The following is a 21,078-nucleotide window of genomic DNA, read 5'->3' as shown; positions in this document are numbered from 1 at the left end:
GGGGTCCTTGTCCCGGGGTTCCGAGGGTTCCGGTCGCAGTTCCTGCCGCCGACCGTGGGGTGGAGGCGGCAGGAACTGCGACCGGAACGGGGGTGTCAGTCGACGAGGTCGTTCAGCAGGCCGATGGCCTGATCCCAGGCGCCCTGCGTGTCGGTCTCGCCGCGGTCGAGGCTGCTGAGGGCCGGGCCGAACACGTTCTCCTGGATGACCGAGTCGTCAGCGCCCTTGAACTGCGCCACGACGCCCTTGGCACGCTCGGCGAGGATCGCCCCGGTGGGAGCGTCGTTGAAGAACTCGTTCGGCGTCGCGTCGGCGGCCAGAGTCTCCTGCGCCTCGATCGTGGAGGGGAAGTTGCCCGCGGCGGCGGACTGCTTCACCTGCTGCTCGGGCTGCGTCAGCCAGTCGGCGAGCTCGGCGGCCGCCTCCTTGTGCTGCGAGGACTCCGGGATCGACAGGAACGCGCCACCCCAGTTGGCTGCGCCGCCGGGGAACACGTCGGCGAAGTCCCAGCCAGTGGAGGCGTCTCCGCCGCCGGCCTCGACCTGACCCTGCACGACACCGAGCATCCAGCCCGGGCACACGAAGGTCGCGAAGGTGCCGTCGACGAACGACTTGCCGCCGTTCCAGTCCCAGGCCGTCTGGGCAGCCGACTGGCCGCCCTCGGTCGCCGCACCCAGCAGCTCGAAGCGCTCCTTGAGTTCGGCGTTGTCCTCGACGTTCAGCTCGCCGTCGGTGGTGTAGTAGCCCTCGTCGAGCTGGTTGACCATGGCGTTCCAGACGAAGCCGGAGTGGTCGTACCAGGCCTTGCCGGTCTTGGCCGTGTAGTCGGCGCCGACCTGGAAGTAGTTCTCCCAGTCGCCGTTCAGCAGTTCGGCGACGGACTCGCGGTCGCTCGGGAGGCCGGCGGCCTCGAACGCGGCGCCGTTGTAGCAGATGCCGCTCGGGCCGATGTCGGTGCCGTAGCCGATGACGCGGCCTTCAGCATCCGTCGCCTGTCCGTACTTCCAGTCGACCCAGTCGGCCTTGCGGTCTTCGATGCCGTAGTCGCGCAGGTCGACGAAGGTGTCGGACACGTCCATGACGGCTCCGAGCCAGCCCTCTTCGATCGCGACGATGTCGCTGAGGCCGGAGCCGGCGGCGATCTTGGTGAAGGCGTCGGTGCGAGCGTTGCCACCCGTGTCGATGTTGGTCGCCTCGATCTTCACGTTCGGGTGCGCCTTCTCGTATTCCTTGTAGAGGTCGTCGTAGCCGAAGGTGCCGAACGTGGTGACGGTGAGCGTCACCTCTTCGTCGGCGCTGCCTTCGTCGGCACCGCCGGCGTTACCGGCACAGCCGGCGAGGGCGAGGGCGGAGACGGATGCCACGGCGGCGATCGCGAGGATCCGGTGGCGGGCACGTGTGTTCACGGTTCACTCCTTTGTGTGGTGGGGGTCGTGCTGTGTTGCTGCTTTCGGGACGCCGTGGGAGCGCTCCCACGAACTGAGCAGTCACTCTATGGGAGCGCTCCCACGGTGTCAAGCCGGTCTGGTTGCCGACGATCTGCCGAGGTAGGGACGATTCCCCGAGGGGATGCCGGGAAACCCTCGGCCGATCGTCGCCCTGTCGGCGAATCGTCAAGGCCGGGTCGAGCGGCGTACCCTTGTCCGGTGCCCGAAGCCGCCCTGTCTCCTGCCCTCGTCCGTGCCGAAACCCTGATCCGCAACGTGCCGGACTACCCGCAGCCGGGCATCATCTTCCGCGACATCACGCCGCTCCTCGCCGATGCCGAGGCACTGCGGGTCACGACCGAGGCGATCATCGAGCCCTTCGCCGGCCAGTTCGACGTGATCGCGGGCATCGAGGCGCGCGGCTTCATCCTCGCCAGCGCCGCCGCGATCGCCGCCGGCGTCGGCCTCATCCCGATCCGCAAGGCCGGAAAGCTGCCCCGCCCCGCGGCATCCGTCGACTACGCCCTCGAGTACGGCACCGCGACGATCGAGATGCACGACGACCTGCCCGCCGGCTCCCGCGTGCTGCTCATCGACGACGTGCTGGCCACGGGAGGCACGCTCGCTGCCGGGCGCGAACTCGTCGAGCGTCTCGGCAGCCACGTCATCGGCATCTCGGTGCTGTTCGAGATCGACGGCCTCGGCGGTCGCGAAGCCGTCGGCGACCTGCACACCGTCTTCCACTCCGCGTAGCCCGCACTCCCCGTCGCCCGCACTCCCCGTAGCCCGCACTCCCGTCGCCGAGTGCACGGCTTCTCGCCGAGTGCACGGCCTCGGCGCGTGAACAAGCCGTGCGCTCGCCACCAAGGCGTGCACTCGGCGAGAAGCGCGCACGGGCGCGCGGTGCACGGCAGGGGCGGGAGGGGCAGGGCGGGGACGGTAGACTGGGTGCGCCCGTCCGCCCGCGACTCTTGGCGTTTCGACTCCTCGCTGCGCTCGTCGCTCAATGACCGATAGCTGTGGCCTGCGGCCACTGGAGGATCTTCATGCCCACCATCGTCGTCGACGTCATGCCCAAGCCCGAACTGCTCGACCCGCAGGGCAAGGCCGTCTCCGGCGCCTTCGCCCGCCTCGGCGTCGAGGGCTTCACCGACGTCCGCATCGGCAAGCGCTTCGAGCTCACGGTCGAGGGCGAGGTCACCGACGAGGTGCTCGCCGAGGCCCGCCGCATCGCCGACGAGGTGCTCTCCAACTCCGTGATCGAAGACGTCGTCGGCATCGAGGTCGCGGAGTGACCATCCGCATCGGCGTCGTCACCTTCCCCGGCTCGCTCGACGACCGCGACGCACAGCGCGCCGTCCGCATCGCCGGCGCCGAGCCCGTCGCCCTGTGGCACGGCTCGCACGACCTCGAGAGCGTCGACGCGCTCGTCCTCCCCGGCGGCTTCAGCTACGGCGACTACCTGCGCGCCGGCGCGATCGCCGCGCTCTCGCCGATCATGTCCGAGGTGAAGGATGCCGCCGCCAAGGGCATGCCCGTGCTCGGCATCTGCAACGGCTTCCAGATGCTCGTCGAGGCGCACCTGCTGCCGGGCGGACTGATCCGCAACAACCACCAGCACTTCGTGCGCCGCGACCAGCGCCTCACGGTCGAGAACTCCGACACCGCCTGGACGAACGCGTTCCGCAGCGGCCAGGAGATCGTGATCCCGCTGAAGAACGCCGACGGCGGCTACATCGCCGACGAGCAGACCCTCGACCGCATCGAGGGCGAGGGCCTCGTGGCCTTCCGCTACGCCGGTGTGAACCCGAACGGTTCGCTCCGCGACATCGCCGGTGTCACGAACGAAGCGGGCAACGTGGTCGGCCTCATGCCGCACCCCGAGCACGCCACCGAAGCCGGCTTCGGCCCCGACACCGCAGCCGCCATGCGCAGCGGTGTCGACGGACTCGACTTCTTCACGAGCGCGATCGCCGCCGTCGCCCGCGTCGCCGCGTAACCACTTCGCCCGCGTCGCCCGACAGCCCGACCCGACCCACCCCATTCGGTTCGAACGGCCCCTTGCGTCTGCACGCACAGGGCCGGCTCGTCCTCAAGAGGCCGGGTCGACCGGCAGCACGAACGGGTTGTCCTCCGCTGACGCGAGCAGGTACCACGCCGTCGCTCCGGTGTGCAGGCTCGCGTAGTAGAGGTCGCCGAAGCCTGAATCGAGACCGTCGTTCGAGGTCGCGACGATCCCCTTGCCGTCGCCGTTCGGCGCGTCGCGCTGCGCCAGGCGGATGCTGTCCAGCAGCATCTCCGCCGTCGCGGCGTCCTCCGAGCCGTCGCGCAGCCGGAGGGCCAGCGCCAGGTGCCCGCTGCCCTCGAACCACGCCTTCGACACGTCGACCTCGCTGATCGACGGACCGGTGTACGGGCCGTCCGTCGCGATCAGGTTCTCGAGTGTCCAATCCAGCGCTGTCCCGTACCGCGGGTCGCCGGTGGCGAGTGAGCTCCACGTCTGCGCGTCCAGCGGGATGGGCCGGGTGTTGATCGTGGAGCCGTCGAGGCCGGTGCCGGTGTTCACGTGGCCGTCCGCGCTCTGCATCGCCGCGACGAAACCCGCGGCAACGGCTGCGCGATCGGACCACACCGCATCGCCGGTGAGCTGCGCCAGTTGAGTGAAGAACCCGGCCACGTCGGCGTTGTGCTCCGTGGACTTCCAGGTCAGCGACGTTCCGTCCTCGAGCTGGCCGCCGGTGTAGCCGTAGGGCGCGCGGGCCATATCGGCCGTGTGGTCCTGGATCCACCGACCGACACGCAGTGCCCCCTCGAGGTACCGCGGATCCCCGGTCGCGTGCGCGAGCCGCGTGAACGCCATCCCGACCCAGGCCTGATTCCCGGTGAACGTGCCGGGCCCGGTGATTTCCACCCGCCCCTGCCGGATGCCGTGCGGCTCGTACGACGCGCGGGTGCGGCCGTCGCCGATCGGGTCGTTCTCCTGCACGAAGAGGAGCGCGTCGCCGATCGTCCGCGCGCGTCGGATGTCGTCCGGCAGACCTCGGGCGGTGTACGCCATGATCACCAGTGCGTCGTCGTAAACGAACGACGGCGTGAAGTCCCAGCTCGGCGTGGTGAAGAACCCGCCCTCATAGCTGCGCGGCAGGCAGCGGCCCGCGCCGTCGCAGAACTGGTCCACGCGCGCGTCGAGGAACTCGTAGGCCAGGGCCACCGAGCGCGACGGGTCCGGTGCATCGCCCCCGGATGCGGAGCCGTCGGCCGCGGCGAAGGCGCCCGAGACGGCGGGCACGGCGGCCGCGAGCGCGGCTGCGACGAGCGCGGCGGTGACCACCGACGGCATCCTTCGGCGCGACGAACCGGACATCGGAATCCCTCTGGCAAGACCACGGTCCGGGTGCGGTCCGCGGGCGGCCGGACGGCCACGATAGGAACATTCGCATATCGCGGAGCCCCGCAGAAGTGGCGAAGGTCTAGATTCCGTCGCCCGTGATCGCATCTCACAGGGCTTCGTGGCTCAGCTCAGCGGATGCCGAGTTCCTCGGCGATGACGAGAGCCGTGCCGCCCAACAGCACGATGTCGTCCCCGCGCACGGCCACGCGGATGTCGAGCGCGTCGGTGACGATCGCCAGGGTCTGCTCCTCGATCGTCGCCCTGGCCTGTTCGAGGAACACGCCTCCCACGATGTCTTCCGGACCGGACAGGACCACCTGCTCGAGCCCGAGAGCCGTGACGACCGGAGTCAGCACCCGCCCCAGCGCCCTCCCGGCGGCACCGAGGACCTCGGCGGAGGAGGCACCCGGTTCGGCCAGCAGCTGCCGGACGTAGGGGACGGCCGCGACGACTTCCAGGCAACCGCGGCGACCGCACCGGCACCGCGCGCCGTCATGGTCGATGAGGACGTGGCCGATCTCTCCTGCGGTGAACCGGTGGCCGGTGACGAGCGTGCCCCCGACGACGACACCACTGCCGATGCCCTGCCCGATCCGCACGAGGACGAGGTCGTCGACGGCCGGTTGACCATAGGTCCGGGCGGCGAGGGCGGCGGCGTTGGCGTCGTTCGCGATGTGCACCGGCACCGGGACCACCGCGGCGATCGCGGACCCGACGTCGAGATCGTGCCAGTCGAAGGCGACCGCCTCGCGCACGACTCCCGTGGCGTCGACGACGCCGGGCGACCCGACGCCCACTCCGAGGACCCGGACGGTGGAGCGCTTCACGAGCGCCGACGCCAGCGCGCATACCTTCTCGAGGAGTGCGGGTCCCGTCGCCCCGTCCATCGGCACGCTCATGGAGTGCACCACGTCGCCGTCGAGGCTCATGATGGCGCCCGTGAGCTCGGCGTAGGCGGAGAGATCGAGGGTCACCACGTGGTAGGCGTGGGGGTTCAACGCGATGGAGGTGCTCGGCTTGCCGACGCGGCCACCGGAGCTCGGCTCGTGCTCCAGGACGAGCCCCTCGGCGATGAGGTCGTCCACGATGCGCGAGACGCTGACCCTGGTCAGCCCGGTGACCCTGGCGAGATCCGCACGGCTCATGGCCGCTCCGTGGAACAGCGTGCGCAGGATCAGCGAGCGGTTCACCTGACGGGTGTGCTCCGGAAGCGCCTTCTCGGTGCCGCGGCTCGCCACGATCGCATCCGCTTTCCTCGACCCCATCAGGCACGCCCCCGCTCATGACGGCATCCGACCCCCGTGGTCACGAGATGCCCAGCTCCGCCGAGAGTACCGCGACGGCCGCCCCCTGCAGGCCGAGCAGCCCGCCGTCGGAGCCGATGTCCACGCCGATCGGCCGCGTCGTGGCGGGGAGTGTCCGGGCGGTCAGGCATCGCTGCACCGCCGCGGCGAAGTCGTCGTCGAGGACGTCTTCCGGCCCGGCGAGCACCACGCGCGTGGCGCCGAGCACAGCGATGATGGGCGCGACGGCTGCGGCGATGGCGTCGGCGGCGTCCTGCACCACGCTCTCGCGCGCCTCCCCCTCGTCCATCCGACGACGCAGCTCCGGGATCGCGACGATCGATTCCAGGCATCCGCGCCGCCCGCACGCGCAGACCTTCTCCCACTGCGGAGCCACGACCACATGCCCGATCTCCCCCGCCGCGAAGTCCTCACCGACGATCAGCTTCTCGCCGACGATCAGGCCCGCGCCGACGCCCCGCTGGATGGTGAGGATCAGGATGCTCCGACCGTCGTTTTCGCGGAAGGTGTGCACGGCGAGCGCCATGCCGTTGGCATCGTTGACGATGTGCACGGGCACGCCGAAGCGTTCGTTCAGCGCGCCTCGCACGTCGGCGTCGAACCAGCCGAGGTGCGGGGCGTAGCGGACCACGCCGTCACGATCGACAAGGCCGGGGCTGCTCACACCGATGCCGAGCACGGGCGCCGGCGCTGCGCCGATCAGCTCGTCCACCATCTCTATGACGCGGGCGATCGTGGCCGCGGCGTCGCGTCGGTCGACTTCCCCGTCGAAACGCGTCAGTGTCGAGGCCTGTCCGCGCAGGTTCATCACCGCTCCCCGGAACGCCTGTTCATCCGACAGGTCGAGGCTGACGATCGACCGCGAGTCGTCGTCGATGGCGACCAGGGTCGCGGGCTTGCCCACGCGCACGGCGGCGGAATGCCCCGCGTCCACGAGGATGCCCTGCTCGATGAGCTCGCCCACGATCGCCGACACCGTCACCTTGTTCAGTCCGAACAGGCGCGCGATGTCGGCCCGGCTGCGCGGTCCGTCGTGGAACAGCGCCTGCAGCAGCATCGCGCGATTGCGGACGCGGCCGTGCTCCGGGAGGGCCTTTGTCGTGATGCGGAGTTCTGCCACGGCTCCATCCTCCCTCGTCCGGATACCGGCTGCGACGGACGGTTCGGCGTCAGCCGCGGGCACGTCGTCGCCGGGACATCAGCACGGCGCCGATCGCTGTGATGACGGCCGCTGCAGCGATGAGGCCCACCGGGGTCGCGGATCCGCTCTCTGCGAGGGCCTCCCCGCCACCGTCGGACACCACCGGAGCGCCGGTCGGAGCGCCGGCGCCGGGGCTGGTGGGCGGTTCGGCGTCGGCGGCCAGTCGGAACGGGTTGTGACCGGTGACGGCGAGCAGATACCAGGACGTCGCCCCGGTGTGCAGACTCGCGTAGTAGAGGTCGCCGAATCCGGTGTCGAGGCCATCGCTCGACGAAGCGACGATTCCTCTGCCGTCGCCGTTCGCCGCCTGCCGCTGCGCGAGTTCGACGCTGGAGAGGATCGTCTGGACGTACGCGGCATCGCCTTCGCCGCCGCGAGCGCGCAGGGCCAGAGCGAGCTGACCGCTGCCCTCGAACCACACCTTCGAGACGTCCGCGCTGCTGAACGAGGGCCCCTGGTAGGGCCCGTCCACGGCATGCAGGTTCGCGACCGTCCAGGTCAGCGACGACGAATACCGGTCGTCGAGCGTCGCCAGGTAGCTCCAGGCCTGGGGGTCCTCGGGCGTCGGGTAGTAGTTCGTCGTGACGCCGTCGGGGTTCGTCCCCGTCCAGAGGTGCCCGTCGTCGTCCGCCTGCATCGCGGCGATGAACCCCTCGGCGATCGCGGCCCGACCCGCCCACACCGTGTCGCCGGTGAGGGTCGCGAGCTGGGTGAAGAAGGCGGTCACATCGATGTTGTGCTCGGTGGACTTGAACGTGAAGGGCGTGCCGGCGGCATCCTGCCCACCGGTGTAGCCGAACGGAGCGCGGACCGTGTCGGCCGTGTTCGTCTCGATCCACTCACCGAGGCGGAGGGCGCCGTCGAGGTACTTCTGCTCCCCGGTCATGTCGAAGAGCCGGGCGAGCGCCATCCCCACCCACGCCTGGTTGCCGGTGTACGAGGCCGGGGACCCGATCTCCACGGCACCGTCGCGGAGGCTTCCCGGCTGATACGAGGCGCGGGTGCGCCCGTCGGTGTAGTCCGGGTCGTTGGCCTGGACGAAGAGCATCGCATCGCCGATCGACCGCGCGCGGCGGATATCGTCCGGCAGGCCGCGCGCGGCGTACGCCATCACGGTCAGGGCGTCGTCGTAGAGGAACGACGACGTGAACTCCCATGTCGGCGTCGAGAAGAACCCGCCCTGATAGCTGCGCGGCAGGCACATCCCGTCGGCGCTGCAGTACTCGTCGACCCGGCTGTCGAGGAACTCGTACGCCGCCGCGGCGGACCGCGCGTAGTCGGTGGTTCCGTCGGGGCCCGTGAACCAGCCGTTCTCGGCCGTCGCCGCGGCCCCCGACGCTGCGGGCGCGACGCTGACCGCGATCGCCGCAGCCACGACGGCAGTGGCGAGCACACGACGCAGGGATGTTCCCGATGATCTCTTCATGATGCTTCTCTCTCCGTTGAGGTGCACGTTGTCAGCCCTTGACCGCGCCGGCCGACATGCCGGTCACGAGGTTCCTCTGGATGATCATGAAGAACACGACGACCGGCAGCGCGAACAGCGTGGCCGCGGCCATCTGCCCGCCGTAGTCGGTGCCCATCTCGCCGCCCACCGAGACCGTGAAGGAATTCAGCCAGACCGGCAGCGTGTAATTCGCCTGGTCCTTCATGAACGTGAAGGCGACGATGTAGTCGTTCCAGGCGGCGATGAACGCGAACACGCTGCTGGAGATGATGCCGGGCATCACGAGCGGGAACAGCACCTTCGTGAGCACCTGCCAGGTCGATGCGCCGTCGATACGCGCGGCTTCGTCGAGTTCGATCGGGATCGCGAGGAAGAATCCGCGCATGACCCAGATGGAGAAGGGCAGCACACCCGCCACATAGGCGAATATCAGCCCCCAGTACGTCCCGAGCAGCCCAATCGAATTGAAGATGAGGAATTGCGGGATGAGCAGTGCGGTCGCCGGCAGCATCTGGATGATGAGGATGAGCACGAGAATCGGCCGCCGCCCCCGGAACCGGAAGCGGGAGAGGGCCGCGGCCGCGAACAGTCCCAGCACGATCGAGAAGATCACCGCGCCGGCGACCACGATCACCGAGTTCTGGAGGTAGACGAGGAACTGCCCCTTGCCGATCGCCGTGAAGAAGTTGTCGAGCGTCGGCGACTCCGGCAGGAAGTGCGGGGTGCTGCTGAGCATCTCGGACCGCGGCTTGAACGCCGTGTTGACCATCCAGTAGACGGGGAACGCCCACACGATGCAGAAGAGGATCGCGATGGTGCTGCTGATCCAGGGCAGGCGCCGGCGGCGGCGACGCGTCCGGTGGGTGGTGATGGTCACAGGTCTTCTCCCGAACGCACGAGGTTGCGGATGTACAGGGCGCTGAGCGCCACGAGGATGAGCGTCGACGCGACCGCGATGGCCGATCCCGCCCCGATCTGCAGGTTGCCCGAGAAGGCGGTGGTGTAGGTGAAGACGCCCAGTGTCGATGTCGCCCCGTCCGGACCGCCTTCGGAGATGAGCCAGATCTGGTTGAACACGTTGAAGTCCCAGATGATCGAGAGCATCGTCACCAGCAGCATCGTCGGCGCGATCGAGGGGAGCACGACGACCCGGTAGATGTTCCATTCGGATGCTCCGTCCAGACGCGCAGCCTCTTTGAGCTCCGGCGGCACCTGCGTCTCGGCGGCGTAGAGGGTGAGGGCGATGAACGGCACGGCCTGCCACACGACGAGGAGCCAGATGCACACCCAGGCGAGCGTGGGATCCGACGCCCAGTCGACGCTGGTCATGTCTCCGAAGAGGCCGGTCTGCGTCAGCATCCAGTTGATGACGCCGTACTGCGGCTGGAACAGCCAGGACCAGACGATCGAGGAGGCGACGTTCGGCATCGCCCAGGCGAGGATCAGGACGACCGTCGTGAGGTAGCGCAGCGACGAGGGCAGTCGCGTCATCAGATGGGACATGCCCGCACCGATGACGACACTGCCGCCGACCAGAGCGGCCGTGAAGAGGACGGTCCGCAGGAGCGACCACCAGAACTCCTGATCGGAGAGCACGGCCGCGTACTGGTCGAGTCCGACGAACGAGAAGGCTCCGGTGAAGAGGGTCCGCTGGTTGTAGTCGGTGAACGACGTGAAGACCAGGAACCCGATCGGGAGCAGGGTGACGAACACGATCATCAGGCCCGCGGGCGTCAGCAGCCACAGGGGCGCGGTCGATCGGCGCTGTCCTTTCCGTTCGGACGGCCCGGAGGGGCGGGGAGCGACGGTCTGCGGGGGCGGAGGTGCGGCAACAGCGGTGTCGACCAAGGGCTCGCCTTTCGTGGGATCGGGATGACGACGTCGGGGCGCGGTCGCCCGCCGGATGCGGGGTGCCGTGCGACCGATCGGGGGCGATCGCACGGCACCGGCCGCGCTACTTCGTGTTGAGCGCCTTGTCGGCGGCGGCGTCGAAGTCGGCGGCGGCGTCCTCGACGGACTTCGAACCGGAGGCGATCGACGAGAACAGGCCGTTGACGTCCTTGTTGCTCTCGATCGTCGTCCAGTTGGCGTTCGCCGGCGTGGCCTTCGAGCTGAGCGCGGCGGTGAAGAAGCTGACCTTCACGTCGTCCAGGGATTCCTGGGCGAACTCGATGCCCTCGGTGCTGTTGGGGATCCAGCCGTCGACCCCGAACACGTAATCCTGCTGGATCTCGGGGCTGGCGGCGATCTTGACCCAGTTCAGCGCGAGATCGCTGTTCTTCGACTTCACCGGGATCGCCCAGTCCGAGCCGCCGAGCATGACGGGCTGCGCCTCACCGGAGAGTCCGGGGAAGGGGAACGTGCCGAGGTCGTCTTCGAGCTCCGGGTCGATCTTGAGGATGGCGCCGGTGTTGGTGTTGAGGATCGCGGAGGTCTTGCCGTCGGCGAAGATCTGGCTCTGGTTCGGCTCCAAGGTGTCGAGCGTCGAGGACGCTGCGGAGGAGTACTCGTTCTGGAAGGACTGGAACGCCTCGAGCCCTTCGAGGGACTCGTCGGTGCTGAACCCCGAGGTCCACTCGCCGTCCTTCTCGCTGGCGATGTCGCCGCCCGCGTCCCAGACGAACTGCAGTCCCGCGTACCAGTACTGCCCCGGCAGGTAGAACGCAGAGAAGTCCGGGGTCTGGGCGTTGGCGGCCTTGACCTTGTCGAGCGCCACGGTGAACTCCTCGTAGGTGGTCGGCGCCTCGGTCACGCCGGCTTCGGCCCACATGGTCTTGTTGTAGATGACGGCACGAGCGCCCGCGAAGCCCGGAACGCCGTACAGGCTGCCGCTGATCGTCGCAGGGTCGACGAGTCCATCGAGCCACGTCTGCCCCTGAGCGAGGTCGTCCTTGTAGGGGGTGAGGTCGAGCAGACCGCCGTTGGCGCCGTAGCTGGCGACCTGCGTGTTGCCCACGTCGAGAACGTCCGGAGGCGTGTCGGTGGCGAGCGCGGTCGTGATCTTCGTGGTGATCCCGTCCCAGGTCTGCACCTGGAGATTCACCTCGGCCCCGGTGACCTCGGTGAACTTCGCGTTGATCGCGTCGAGGGTCTCGGGGGTGTAGTCGCCGTCCATGACCCAGACGGTGAGCTTCTGTCCCTTGCCGTCGACCTCGGGGACCTTGCCGTCGGTGGGTGCGGCTCCTTGACCGGCACCGGCGGAACCGGAACATGCGCTGAGCGCGAGAGCGGTCACGACGCCGAGTGCGCCGATCGCTGTCAACTTCTTGATTGCCACAGAACTCTCCTTGGTGAATGGGAACCGCAATTGACACGTCGATGTGTGTGGCGGTGAACGTTAGTACACCTCTGTTTCATATCCCTTGTCAATCATTTCCTTGCGAGATGTGGAACTGTTATATTTCTGCGCGATGACGGTGTTGTTTCCAAATCGACCGTGATTAGCGTTCTGCAATTAGGTCACTTTATTTACTAACTATTAGGCCATGAAACCAACGAATTCAGGATTGCCTCCCATGCATTCAGCACACATGCCCTCGCCGACTCTCCTTCCCCGAGCTCAGAGCCGGAATTCGACGGAGGGGGAGTTCGAACTCACGTCCCAGACGACGGTGTCGACGCATCCCGCGCTGCTGCAGCCGGCGCTGCGTCTGCAGGAACGGCTGCGCGCCGCGACCGGCCTCGTCCTGCCGCTCACGGTCGACGACGACGGCTCGCGCGACCAGGGCCGGGGAATCCGGTTCGACCTCGACACGGAGCTCGAGCCGGAGGCATTCGATCTGCAGGTCACCCCGGCGACCGTGCGCGTCTCCGCATCCGAGGCACGCGGGGGTCACTGGGCCATGCAGACCCTGCTGCAACTTTTCCCGCCGGCGATCCATCGACACTCCCCCGCACGCGGCATGCGCTGGGCGGCGCCGGCGACGCACGTGCGCGACGCACCGAGATTCGGTTGGCGTGGGGCCATGCTCGATGTCGTCCGCCACTTCACTCCGGCCCGCGAGGTGCGGCGCTTCATCGACCTGCTCGCCATGCACCGTCTCAACACGCTGCACCTGCACCTGACCGACGACCAGGGCTGGCGCATCGCGATCGACCGCTACCCCCTGCTGACCGAGATCGGCGGCTGGCGCCCGGAGAGCCAGGTCGGCGCCACCCACGGCTCTCCCGGCGACGGTCGGCCGCACGGCGGGTTCTACACGCAGGACGACATCCGCGAGATCGTCTCCTACGCGGCGGATCGCGGGGTGACCGTGATTCCGGAGATCGAGCTGCCGGGGCACGCGCAGGCCGCGGTCGCCGCCTATCCGCACCTGGGCGTCGGGCAGAACGCGCCGGCCGCGCCGTGGACGAAGTGGGGCATCAACCCCGCCGTCTTCAACGCGGAGGAGACGACGATCGACTTCCTCACGAACGTGCTCGACGAGGTCATCGATCTGTTCCCCTCGGAGTACGTCTGCATCGGAGGCGACGAGTGCCCGAAGGTGCAGTGGCGCGAAGACCCGCGCACGCAGGAGCGGATGCGGGAGCTCGGCCTGCACGACGAGGAGCAGCTGCAGAGCTGGTTCATCGGCCGGATCGCAGAGCACCTGCGCTCTCGGGGGAAGAAACCGCTGGGATGGGACGAGATCCTCGAGGGCGGCCTCGTTCCCGGGGCGAGCGTGCTGTCGTGGCGGGGGCGGGTCGGCGCACTGGCGGCTGCGCGCGCCGGGCACGATGTCGTGGCATGCCCCGAAGACACGGTGTACCTGGATTACCGCGAATCGGCGCTGCCGACGGAGCCGATCCCGGTGGGCACGGTGACCACGCTCGAGACCGTCTACTCGTTCGATCCGGTGCCCGCAGAGCTCGATGCCGCAGAAGCCCGTCACGTGCTCGGCGGCCAGGCGAACCTGTGGACCGAGCACATCGACTCGGCACGCGGTCTCGACTACCGGGCCTTCCCTCGGCTCTGCGCTGTCGCCGAGGCGCTGTGGACCGACGGCGAACGCGACTTCGATGAATTCGAGCCGCGGCTCATCGAGCATCTCGCCCGACTGGATGCGGCGGGCGTGGAGTACCGGCATCCGGACGGCCCGCGCCCGTGGCAGCAGCGACCCGGCGTCGAGGGGCGCCCGTCGTCGGTCGAGGAGTCCGCCGCCCACCTCGCGGCCATCACGGCGAACATCGGCTGACGTCGAGCGACGCCGGGCTGCTCACCCGTATCAAAGGGGGCGGAGGCTGACAAGGGTTTTGCCTGCGCCCCCTGACCGCGCGCACGATGGCCCCATCCGCAGCCACTGTCGAAAGGACGCCTCATGCCCCGCGACCAGTACACCTTCACCAACCCCGCCGAGCTCTATGCGGACATCGAACCCGAGAAGCAGCACATGCCGGAGCCCGGTCTCGACGCCGACCTGGCTCCAAAGGCCGACCTCGGCGAGGAGAGCTACCGCGGCACCGGACGCCTGACCGGACGCAAGGCTCTGATCACCGGCGGCGACTCCGGCATCGGCGCGGCCACCGCGATCGCGTTCGCCCGAGAGGGTGCCGACGTCGCGATCTCGTACCTGCCCGAGGAGGAGAAGGATGCGAGCCGCATCGCCGGCATCCTGCGCGACGCCGGCGTGAAGGTCGCCGCTCTGCCGGGAGATCTCCGCGACCCCGAGTACTGCCGGACCCTCGTCGCCGACGCGGTGGCCTCGCTCGGCGGGCTCGACATCCTCGTCAACAACGGCGGGAAGCAGGTGTATCAGGAGTCGCTGATCGACATCACGGACGAGCAGTTCGACGACACGTTCAAGACCAACGTGTACGCGATGTTCTGGATCACGAAGGCGGCGCTGCCGCACCTGCCCGCCGGCTCGACGATCATCAACACCACGTCGATCCAGGCGTACTCGCCCTCCGGCATCCTCGTCGACTACGCCTCGACCAAAGCGACCATCAACGCCTTCACGAAGGGACTGGCCGAGCAGCTCGCCCCGAAGGGCATCCGCGTGAACGCCGTGGCGCCCGGTCCGATCTGGACCCCCCTGCAGCCCAGCGACGGACAGCCGCAGGAGAAGCTCGACAGCTTCGGCGAAGACACCCCGCTCGGCCGGATGGGACAGCCCGCCGAACTCGCCCCCGCCTACGTCTTCCTGGCGTCGGCCGAGTCGAGCTACGTGGCCGGTGAGACGCTGAACGTCAACGGCGGCATGCCCACGCCGTGAGCAGACGGGGTCGTCGACGGGCTCCCCGCCGACGACCCCGTACGACCTAACCCAGTGCCGGCGGCCAGACGCCGATCAGCACGGCCATCACCACGACCGTGACCAGTTCGTGCGCGATGTTCAGGGTCGTCAGCCTCGTCGAGCGGCCCTCGAAAGCGTCGTGCGTGATGAAGCGCGCGGCGGTGAACCCCGCCCACAGCGTGACCGCCGTGACGATGGTGCCCCAGAAGAACGGACCGCCGTAGAAGTGCCAGGCGATGGCGGATGCCCCGGCGAGCACCCAGGCCGTGATGAAGCTCACGATGACGGTGGTGATGATCGGCCACATCGCCGTGGCGGCCGGACGATCCATGTCGACGTTCGCGAGCTTCGACCACCGTGTGCCGAACACCTTCGGGGCGTACCAGATCGAGCCGACGAGCATGCTCGACGCGGTGGCCAGCAGCACCGCCCAGTAGTTGATCTCGGGAACCATGATTCCTCCACTCATCGGATGCCGTCAGGCTACTCCCCCGATGGACGCCCGCCCGGGATCGAACCGATTCGATGCCCGCTCTGGCAAGACTGTAAGCGTTTGCAGTAGCCTGTTCGCATGGCACAGCTTGAGCAGATCGCAGCCCCCGGTTCCGAGTGGTGGCGCAGCGCCGTCATCTACCAGATCTACCCCCGTTCTTTCGCGGATGCCTCCGGCGACGGCATCGGCGACCTCCCGGGCATCACCAGCCGCCTCGACGCGCTGCAGGAACTCGGCGTCGACGCGATCTGGCTCAGCCCCTTCATGACCAGCCCGCAGCGCGATGCCGGCTACGACGTGGCGGACTACCGCGACGTCGACCCGCTGTTCGGCACCCTCGCCGACTTCGACGAGATGCTCGCGCAGGCACACGAGCGCGACATCCGCGTGATCGTCGACCTGGTCCCGAACCACTCGTCCGACCAGCATGTCTGGTTCCAGGAAGCCCTCAAGGCAGCACCGGGCAGCCCGGAGCGCGCGCGGTACATCTTCCGCGACGGCCGAGGCGAGAACGGCGAGCTCCCCCCGAACAACTGGGAGTCGGTGTTCGGCGGCGGCATGTGGCAGCGCGTGACCGAGGCCGACGGCACCCCCGGCCAGTGGTACCTGCACATCTTCGATGCCACGCAGCCCGACTTCGACTGGAACAACGAAGAGGTGCAGGAGGAGTTCCGCTCGATCCTGCGCTTCTGGCTCGATCGCGGTGTCGACGGCTTCCGGGTGGACGTCGCCCACGGCATGATCAAGACCGAGGGCCTCCCCGACTACACGCCTCCCACCGACTCCGACTCCATGGGCGGCGGCGAGTCGAACGTGCCGTACTGGGGCCAGGACGGCGTGCACGAGATCTACCGCGACTGGCACAAGGTGCTCGCCGAATACGACGGCGACCGCGCCCTGTGCGGCGAGGCCTGGATGCCGACCCTCAAGCAGACGGCTCTGTGGGTGCGTCCGGACGAGATGCACCAGACCTTCAACTTCCCGTACCTGATGACGCCGTGGGACGCACAGCGACTGGGTGACGTCATCCGCGAGTCGCTCGACGAGTTCGGCGGCGTCGGAGCGCCCAGCACCTGGGTGCTCTCGAACCACGACGTCGTGCGGCACGCCTCGCGCCTCGCGCTCACGGCCGACAACCCCCAGGGCGAGGGCATCGGACCGAACACCCCGAACAAGCCCGACATCGTCATCGGACTGGCCCGTGCCCGCGCGGCGACCACCCTCATGCTCGCCCTGCCGGGCTCGGCCTACCTTTACCAGGGCGAGGAGCTCGGGCTCCCCGAGGCGATGGAGATCCCCGACGAGTTCCGTCAGGACCCGACCTGGTTCCGCACCGAGGGCAAGCGCTACGGACGCGACGGATGCCGCGTGCCGCTGCCCTGGGAGGCCGAGGCTCCGGCCTTCGGCTTCAACGAGACCGGAAAGTCCTGGCTCCCGCAGCCGACCGAGTGGGCGACGTACGCCCGCGACGTCGAAGAGGTCGACCCCGGCTCGACGCTCGCGCTGTACAAGCGACTGCTCGCCGCCCGCCGTGAGCACGGCTTCGGCAGCGGCTCGCTGATCTGGGAAGACGCCGGGGCCGAGACGGTGGCCTTCCGCCGCGGTGATGTGCACGTGGTCGCGAACCTCGGCACCGAGCCGATCGAGCTGCCCGCCGACGCGACGGTCATCCTGCAGAGCCAGCCCTTCGACGGAGCGGCCATCCCGGTCGACACCGCCGTCTGGTACACCACCGCCGCCCAGGTCTGACAAGCCCCTTCCGGTCGCGATTTCTGCCGCTCACACCCGCGTGAAGCGACAGAAATCGCGACCGGAACACTTTTCGAAGAGGAACACATGGCCAGCATCGATGAGGTCGCCCGCCTCGCCGGGGTCTCCACCGCGACCGTCTCGCGCGCCCTCAGCGGTCGCGGCCACGTGTCCGAGTCCGCCAGGGAGCGGGTGCAGGCCGCGGCGCAGTCGCTCGGCTACGTCGTCTCCTCCCGCGCGTCGAGCCTCGCGTCGGGGCGCACCCGCAACATCGGGGTCGTCGTCCCGTTCTTGGACCGGTGGTTCTTCAGCACGGTGCTCTCCGGTGTCTCGGCCGCGCTGATGCGCGCCGGCTACGACATCACGCTCTACAACATCACCGCCGACAAGGACGTGCGCCGGCACGTGTTCGACACGTTCCTGCGGCGGCAGCGCGTGGATGCCGTCATCGCCGTGTCGATCGAACTCGACGCCGACGAGACGCAGCACCTGCTCGACCTCGGCCTGCCGGTGATCGCGATCGGCGGCCCGAACCCGAAGCTCGACACCCTCACGGTCGACGACGTCGCGGTCGCCCAGCTCGCCACCGAGCACCTGATCGGCCTCGGCCACACCGACATCGCCCACATCGGCGCGAACCCCGAGTTCGACATCGACTTCCACATCCCCACCAACCGCCGCCTCGGGTTCGAGAAGGCCCTGGCGGAGGCCGGGATCCCCCTCAACCACGCCTTCCTCGAGCCGGCCGACTTCACGGTCGAAGGCGGTTATCGCGCGGCGAAACAGCTGCTCGGACGACCGGGTCCACGACCGACCGCGGTGTTCGCGGCATCGGACGAGATGGCGATCGGAGCCCTGCTCGCCGCGCGCGACCTGGGCTTCAGCGTGCCCGAGGAGCTGTCGATCGTCGGCATCGACGGGCACGAGCTCGGGGAGTTCTTCCGCCTGACCACGGTCGACCAGTTCCCGCTCGGACAGGGCGAGCGCGCGGCGGATGCCGTGCTGGCGAAGCTCACCACGCCCGACGAGGTGCACATCCCGTCGGCGCTGCCGTACGAGCTGAACGTGCGCGGGACGACCGCGCGCCTGATCTAGCTCGACCCATCGAACTCGACCCACCGAACTCGACCCGGCCCGTTATGTGCGACCGGGCCCCCTGCGGACGTCCGGAACGGGCCGGGTCGCACCAATGAGGCCGGGTCGAGCAGAGTACGGGAGGCTCAGCCCGCGACGATCAGACCCGCGGTCGCGGTGCGGGCGGCCTCGAAGCGGCGCTGCACGTCGGGCCAGTTCACGAGGTTCCAGAACGCCTTGACGTAGTCGGCGCGCACGTTGAGGTAGTCGAGGTAGTAGGCGTGCTCCCAGACGTCGAGCTGCAGCAGCGGGGTGACACCGAGCGGCGCGTTGCCCTGCTGGTCGAACAGCTGGAAGATCACGGGACGAGCGCCCACGCTGTCCCAGGCGAGCACGGCCCAGCCTGACCCCTGCACACCGAGTGCGGTCGCGGTGAAGTGCGCGCGGAAGGCTTCGATCGATCCGAACGCGTCGACGAGCGCGGCCTCGAGCTCACCCTCGGGAGCGCCGCCACCCTCGGGCGAGAGGTTCTGCCAGAACACCGAGTGGTTGATGTGGCCGCCGAGGTTGAAGGCGAGGTCCTTCTCGAGCTTGTTCACGTTGGCGAGGTCACCCGCGCTGCGGGCGGTCGCCAGCTGCTCGAGTGCCGTGTTCGCACCCGTCACGTACGCCTGGTGGTGCTTGGAGTGGTGCAGCTCCATGATCTTGCCGGAGATGTGCGGCTCGAGGGCCGAGTAGTCGTAGGGCAGCTCGGGGAGTGTGTAGAGAGTGGACATGGCGTCTTCCTTTCGATGAGGGTCAGTGGTCGGTGTCGTGCGGGAGGGAGTGGAAGCGGCGGTCGAGGTACACGAGCGGACGCCCCTGCGGCCCCGCCAACACCTCGAGGACCTCTGCGATCACGACCGTCGACGAGCCGACGGCCACGGTCTGCAGGGTGCGGCAGCGCAGGGCTGCCCGCGCCGAAGCGAGGTGCGGCTCGCCCGTCTCCAGGGCCGACCATCCCTGCTCGGGGGTGAACCGCTCGGAGCCGCTGACCGCGAAGCTCTGCGCGAGATCGGAATGCTCGTCGTCGATGAGGTGGACGACGAAGGTGTCGGCGCCGAGGATCGCGCCCGCTGAGCCGGTCGCCCGAGTGACCGAGAACACGATCGCCGCCGGGTCGACCGCGACGGACGCGACACTCGAAGCGGTGAGCCCGACCGGGCCCGCGGGGGTGGATGCCGTGATGATCGCCACTCCGGCGGGGTGCGTGCGGGGTGGGTACTGGTATCGCGGTCATCGGCCGGCCTCCGTCATCTGTTCCTGTTTCGCGTGCACGAGCATCTCCGCGCGTTCGACGATCTTGGTGCGCTCCCGTCCGCGTTCCGCTCCGGCCCCACGTTCGGCGGCGTCGATGCGCAGCCAGCCGGCGAGGTCGACGGCGTGGTCCACGTGGGCGAGCGGGTCCTCGCCGGGTGCGGCCGGCTCGGCGTCGGCGAGATCGTCGACGAGGTGCCGAACGGTCTGCGCGGCATCCGACTTGGTCGAGCCGATGAGCCCGACCGGACCGCGCTTGATCCAGCCGGTGGCGTACAGCCGCGGGATCGGCGCGCCCTCCGCATCCACGACCCGTCCTTCGGCGTGCGGGACCACTCCGAGCTCTGCGTCGAACGGCATGCCGGGAACCGGGGTCGAGCGGTAGCCCACCGCCCGGTAGACCGCTCCGACGTCGTAGCGCAGCAGCTCGCCGGTGCCGACCATCCGGCCCAGTTCGTCGGATGCGGTGCGCTCCATCTCGATGCCGGTCACGCGGTCCGTGCCCAGCAGGCGCACGGGGCGCTGCCGCAGGTGCAGGTGGATGCGCCGCGAGGCCGTGCGCGTGGCGGGGTCGCGCGCGGCCCACTCGGTCATGGTGCGCACGATGATGCGGCGCTGCGAGAACTGCGCCACCATCCGCTCGGCGTGCTCATCCAGGGCGAGCTCCTCCGGGTCGACGATCACGTCGACGTCGTCCTGTTCGGCGAGCTCACGCAGCTCCATCGCCGAGAAGCGCACATCAGCGGGGCCGCGCCGGGCGAACAGGTGCACGTCGCGCAACGGGCTGGCGGTGAGCTGGTCGAGCACGGCATCCGGGGTGTCGGTGTGCGTCAGTGCGGAGGCGTGCTTCGCGAGGATCCGCGTGACGTCGAGGGCGACGTTGCCCGCACCGAGCACCGCGACCGACTCGGCCTCGAGCGGCCAGGTGCGCGCGACATCGGGATGCCCGTCGTACCAGGCGACGAACGCGGCCGCGCCGAACGAGCCCGGCAGATCGATGCCCGGGATGTCGAGTGCGACGTCGAGGTCGGCGCCGGTCGCCACGATCACACCGTCATAAGCCGCACGCAGTGCGTCGATCCCGACGTCGACGCCGATCTCGACGTTGCACAGCAGCCGGATGCGCGGGTTCACGAGCACGTCGTGCAGGGCATCGGTGATCTTGCGGATGCGCGGATGGTCCGGGGCGACGCCGTAACGGACCAGCCCGTAGGGAGCCGGAAGCTTCTCGAACAGATCGATCGACGCGGTCGGGGCGAGCCCGAGGAGGATGTCGGCGGCGTAGATTCCGGCCGGCCCTGCTCCGACGATGGCGATGCGCGGTTCGGTCACGGTCATGCGTGTTCCCCCTGGGGTGCGAGCGCGGCGATGATCGGGTGATCGAAGGGCAGCATCCCCGTCTTGGCGGCGCCGCCGGGCGAGCCGAGCTCATCGAAGAATTCGACGTTGGCCTTGTAGTAGTCCTGCCACTCGTCGGGCAG

Annotated in this window: 19 protein-coding genes and 1 pseudogene; 7 read left to right on the top strand and 13 right to left on the bottom strand. The window is 69.0% G+C overall.

Going from position 1 to position 21,078, the window contains the following annotated elements:
* Positions 1-95 precede the first annotated feature (95 nt).
* Positions 96-1,406, bottom strand: a complete 1,311-nt coding sequence (locus DW298_RS01775) for an ABC transporter substrate-binding protein (protein WP_136040797.1) — start codon at positions 1,404-1,406, stop codon at positions 96-98.
* Positions 1,407-1,646: 240 nt separating this feature from the next.
* Between DW298_RS01775 and DW298_RS01770 the strand changes: the two genes are divergently transcribed.
* From DW298_RS01770 to purQ, 3 genes are all read left to right on the top strand, one after another.
* The gene (locus DW298_RS01770; RefSeq protein WP_136040796.1) at positions 1,647-2,180 is read left to right on the top strand and encodes an adenine phosphoribosyltransferase; all 534 of its coding nucleotides are present in this window, start codon (positions 1,647-1,649) and stop codon (positions 2,178-2,180) included.
* A gap of 293 nt (positions 2,181-2,473) precedes the next feature.
* Positions 2,474-2,722, top strand: a complete 249-nt coding sequence (gene purS, locus DW298_RS01765; RefSeq protein WP_017204254.1) for a phosphoribosylformylglycinamidine synthase subunit PurS — start codon at positions 2,474-2,476, stop codon at positions 2,720-2,722.
* Entirely contained in the window at positions 2,719-3,426 is a 708-nt protein-coding gene (gene purQ, locus DW298_RS01760; RefSeq protein WP_136040795.1) for a phosphoribosylformylglycinamidine synthase subunit PurQ, read from the top strand. Before purS ends, purQ begins: the two co-directional genes overlap by 4 nt.
* 93 nt (positions 3,427-3,519) lie before the next feature.
* Here the strand turns inward: purQ and DW298_RS01755 are convergent, their stop codons facing one another.
* The 7 genes from DW298_RS01755 to DW298_RS01725 form a co-directional block, all read right to left on the bottom strand.
* On the bottom strand, positions 3,520-4,791 hold the full coding sequence (locus DW298_RS01755; RefSeq protein WP_136040794.1) for a hypothetical protein: 1,272 nt from the start codon (positions 4,789-4,791) through the stop codon (positions 3,520-3,522).
* A 155-nt stretch (positions 4,792-4,946) separates the two neighbouring features.
* Positions 4,947-6,083 (bottom strand): ROK family protein, encoded by a 1,137-nt coding sequence (locus DW298_RS01750; protein ID WP_136040793.1) that lies wholly within the window; start codon positions 6,081-6,083, stop codon positions 4,947-4,949.
* Between the two features lie 40 nt (positions 6,084-6,123).
* Entirely contained in the window at positions 6,124-7,242 is a 1,119-nt protein-coding gene (locus DW298_RS01745) for an ROK family transcriptional regulator (protein ID WP_136040792.1), read from the bottom strand.
* 49 nt (positions 7,243-7,291) lie between these two features.
* Entirely contained in the window at positions 7,292-8,749 is a 1,458-nt protein-coding gene (locus DW298_RS01740; protein WP_205820215.1) for a hypothetical protein, read from the bottom strand.
* 31 nt (positions 8,750-8,780) lie between these two features.
* Complete coding sequence (locus DW298_RS01735) at positions 8,781-9,647, bottom strand: carbohydrate ABC transporter permease (RefSeq protein WP_205820214.1); 867 nt, start codon at positions 9,645-9,647, stop codon at positions 8,781-8,783.
* Positions 9,644-10,618: a sugar ABC transporter permease gene (locus DW298_RS01730; protein ID WP_205820212.1), complete on the bottom strand. Its 975-nt coding sequence runs from the start codon at positions 10,616-10,618 to the stop codon at positions 9,644-9,646. Before DW298_RS01730 ends, DW298_RS01735 begins: the two co-directional genes overlap by 4 nt.
* Before the next feature lie 106 nt (positions 10,619-10,724).
* A complete protein-coding gene (locus DW298_RS01725; RefSeq protein ID WP_136040791.1) occupies positions 10,725-12,047 on the bottom strand; it encodes an extracellular solute-binding protein in 1,323 nt (440 codons plus the stop codon).
* Positions 12,048-12,255: 208 nt separating this feature from the next.
* Between DW298_RS01725 and DW298_RS01720 the strand changes: the two genes are divergently transcribed.
* Positions 12,256-13,944, top strand: coding sequence for a beta-N-acetylhexosaminidase (locus DW298_RS01720; RefSeq protein WP_342670880.1), 1,689 nt, complete (start codon positions 12,256-12,258; stop codon positions 13,942-13,944).
* A 123-nt stretch (positions 13,945-14,067) separates the two neighbouring features.
* Positions 14,068-14,964 carry an SDR family oxidoreductase gene (locus DW298_RS01715; RefSeq protein WP_136040790.1) on the top strand — a complete coding sequence of 299 codons (897 nt, stop codon included), beginning with the start codon at positions 14,068-14,070 and terminating at the stop codon, positions 14,962-14,964.
* 46 nt (positions 14,965-15,010) lie between these two features.
* Here DW298_RS01715 and DW298_RS01710 read toward each other — a convergent pair whose 3' ends face one another.
* Complete coding sequence (locus tag DW298_RS01710; protein WP_136040789.1) at positions 15,011-15,439, bottom strand: DUF1761 domain-containing protein; 429 nt, start codon at positions 15,437-15,439, stop codon at positions 15,011-15,013.
* Positions 15,440-15,556: 117 nt separating this feature from the next.
* Between DW298_RS01710 and DW298_RS01705 the strand changes: the two genes are divergently transcribed.
* On the top strand, positions 15,557-17,227 hold the full coding sequence (locus DW298_RS01705) for a glycoside hydrolase family 13 protein (RefSeq protein ID WP_136040788.1): 1,671 nt from the start codon (positions 15,557-15,559) through the stop codon (positions 17,225-17,227).
* Positions 17,228-17,314: 87 nt separating this feature from the next.
* A complete protein-coding gene (locus tag DW298_RS01700) occupies positions 17,315-18,322 on the top strand; it encodes a LacI family DNA-binding transcriptional regulator (RefSeq protein WP_136040787.1) in 1,008 nt (335 codons plus the stop codon).
* A gap of 125 nt (positions 18,323-18,447) precedes the next feature.
* Here DW298_RS01700 and DW298_RS01695 read toward each other — a convergent pair whose 3' ends face one another.
* The 4 genes and pseudogenes from DW298_RS01695 to DW298_RS01680 all read right to left on the bottom strand — a co-directional run.
* Positions 18,448-19,077 carry a superoxide dismutase gene (locus DW298_RS01695; protein ID WP_136040786.1) on the bottom strand — a complete coding sequence of 210 codons (630 nt, stop codon included), beginning with the start codon at positions 19,075-19,077 and terminating at the stop codon, positions 18,448-18,450.
* Between the two features lie 22 nt (positions 19,078-19,099).
* Positions 19,100-19,537, bottom strand: coding sequence for a flavin reductase family protein (locus DW298_RS01690; protein ID WP_136040785.1), 438 nt, complete (start codon positions 19,535-19,537; stop codon positions 19,100-19,102).
* A 39-nt stretch (positions 19,538-19,576) separates the two neighbouring features.
* A complete protein-coding gene (locus DW298_RS01685) occupies positions 19,577-20,935 on the bottom strand; it encodes an FAD-dependent oxidoreductase (RefSeq protein WP_136040784.1) in 1,359 nt (452 codons plus the stop codon).
* Positions 20,932-21,078: pseudogene (locus DW298_RS01680) on the bottom strand (ferredoxin); the annotation flags it as partial. The pseudogene DW298_RS01680 and the gene DW298_RS01685, both read right to left, overlap by 4 nt.

This window comes from Microbacterium sp. A20 (assembly GCF_004794515.1).
GTDB lineage: Bacteria > Actinomycetota > Actinomycetes > Actinomycetales > Microbacteriaceae > Microbacterium.
Note: the sequence above shows the minus strand (reverse complement) of the source record. Positions and strands in the feature narration are given on the sequence as shown.

Coding starts and splice junctions, on each gene's coding strand:
- DW298_RS01700 (WP_136040787.1), top strand. CDS start 17,315: ATGGCCAGCATCGATGAGGTCGCCCGCCTCGCCGGGGTCTCCACCGCG.
- DW298_RS01685 (WP_136040784.1), bottom strand. CDS start 20,935: ATGACCGTGACCGAACCGCGCATCGCCATCGTCGGAGCAGGGCCGGCC.
- DW298_RS01710 (WP_136040789.1), bottom strand. CDS start 15,439: ATGGTTCCCGAGATCAACTACTGGGCGGTGCTGCTGGCCACCGCGTCG.
- DW298_RS01705 (WP_136040788.1), top strand. CDS start 15,557: ATGGCACAGCTTGAGCAGATCGCAGCCCCCGGTTCCGAGTGGTGGCGC.
- DW298_RS01750 (WP_136040793.1), bottom strand. CDS start 6,083: ATGGGGTCGAGGAAAGCGGATGCGATCGTGGCGAGCCGCGGCACCGAG.
- DW298_RS01720 (WP_342670880.1), top strand. CDS start 12,256: ATGAAACCAACGAATTCAGGATTGCCTCCCATGCATTCAGCACACATG.
- DW298_RS01740 (WP_205820215.1), bottom strand. CDS start 8,749: ATGAAGAGATCATCGGGAACATCCCTGCGTCGTGTGCTCGCCACTGCC.
- DW298_RS01695 (WP_136040786.1), bottom strand. CDS start 19,077: ATGTCCACTCTCTACACACTCCCCGAGCTGCCCTACGACTACTCGGCC.
- DW298_RS01755 (WP_136040794.1), bottom strand. CDS start 4,791: ATGTCCGGTTCGTCGCGCCGAAGGATGCCGTCGGTGGTCACCGCCGCG.
- purS (WP_017204254.1), top strand. CDS start 2,474: ATGCCCACCATCGTCGTCGACGTCATGCCCAAGCCCGAACTGCTCGAC.
- DW298_RS01715 (WP_136040790.1), top strand. CDS start 14,068: ATGCCCCGCGACCAGTACACCTTCACCAACCCCGCCGAGCTCTATGCG.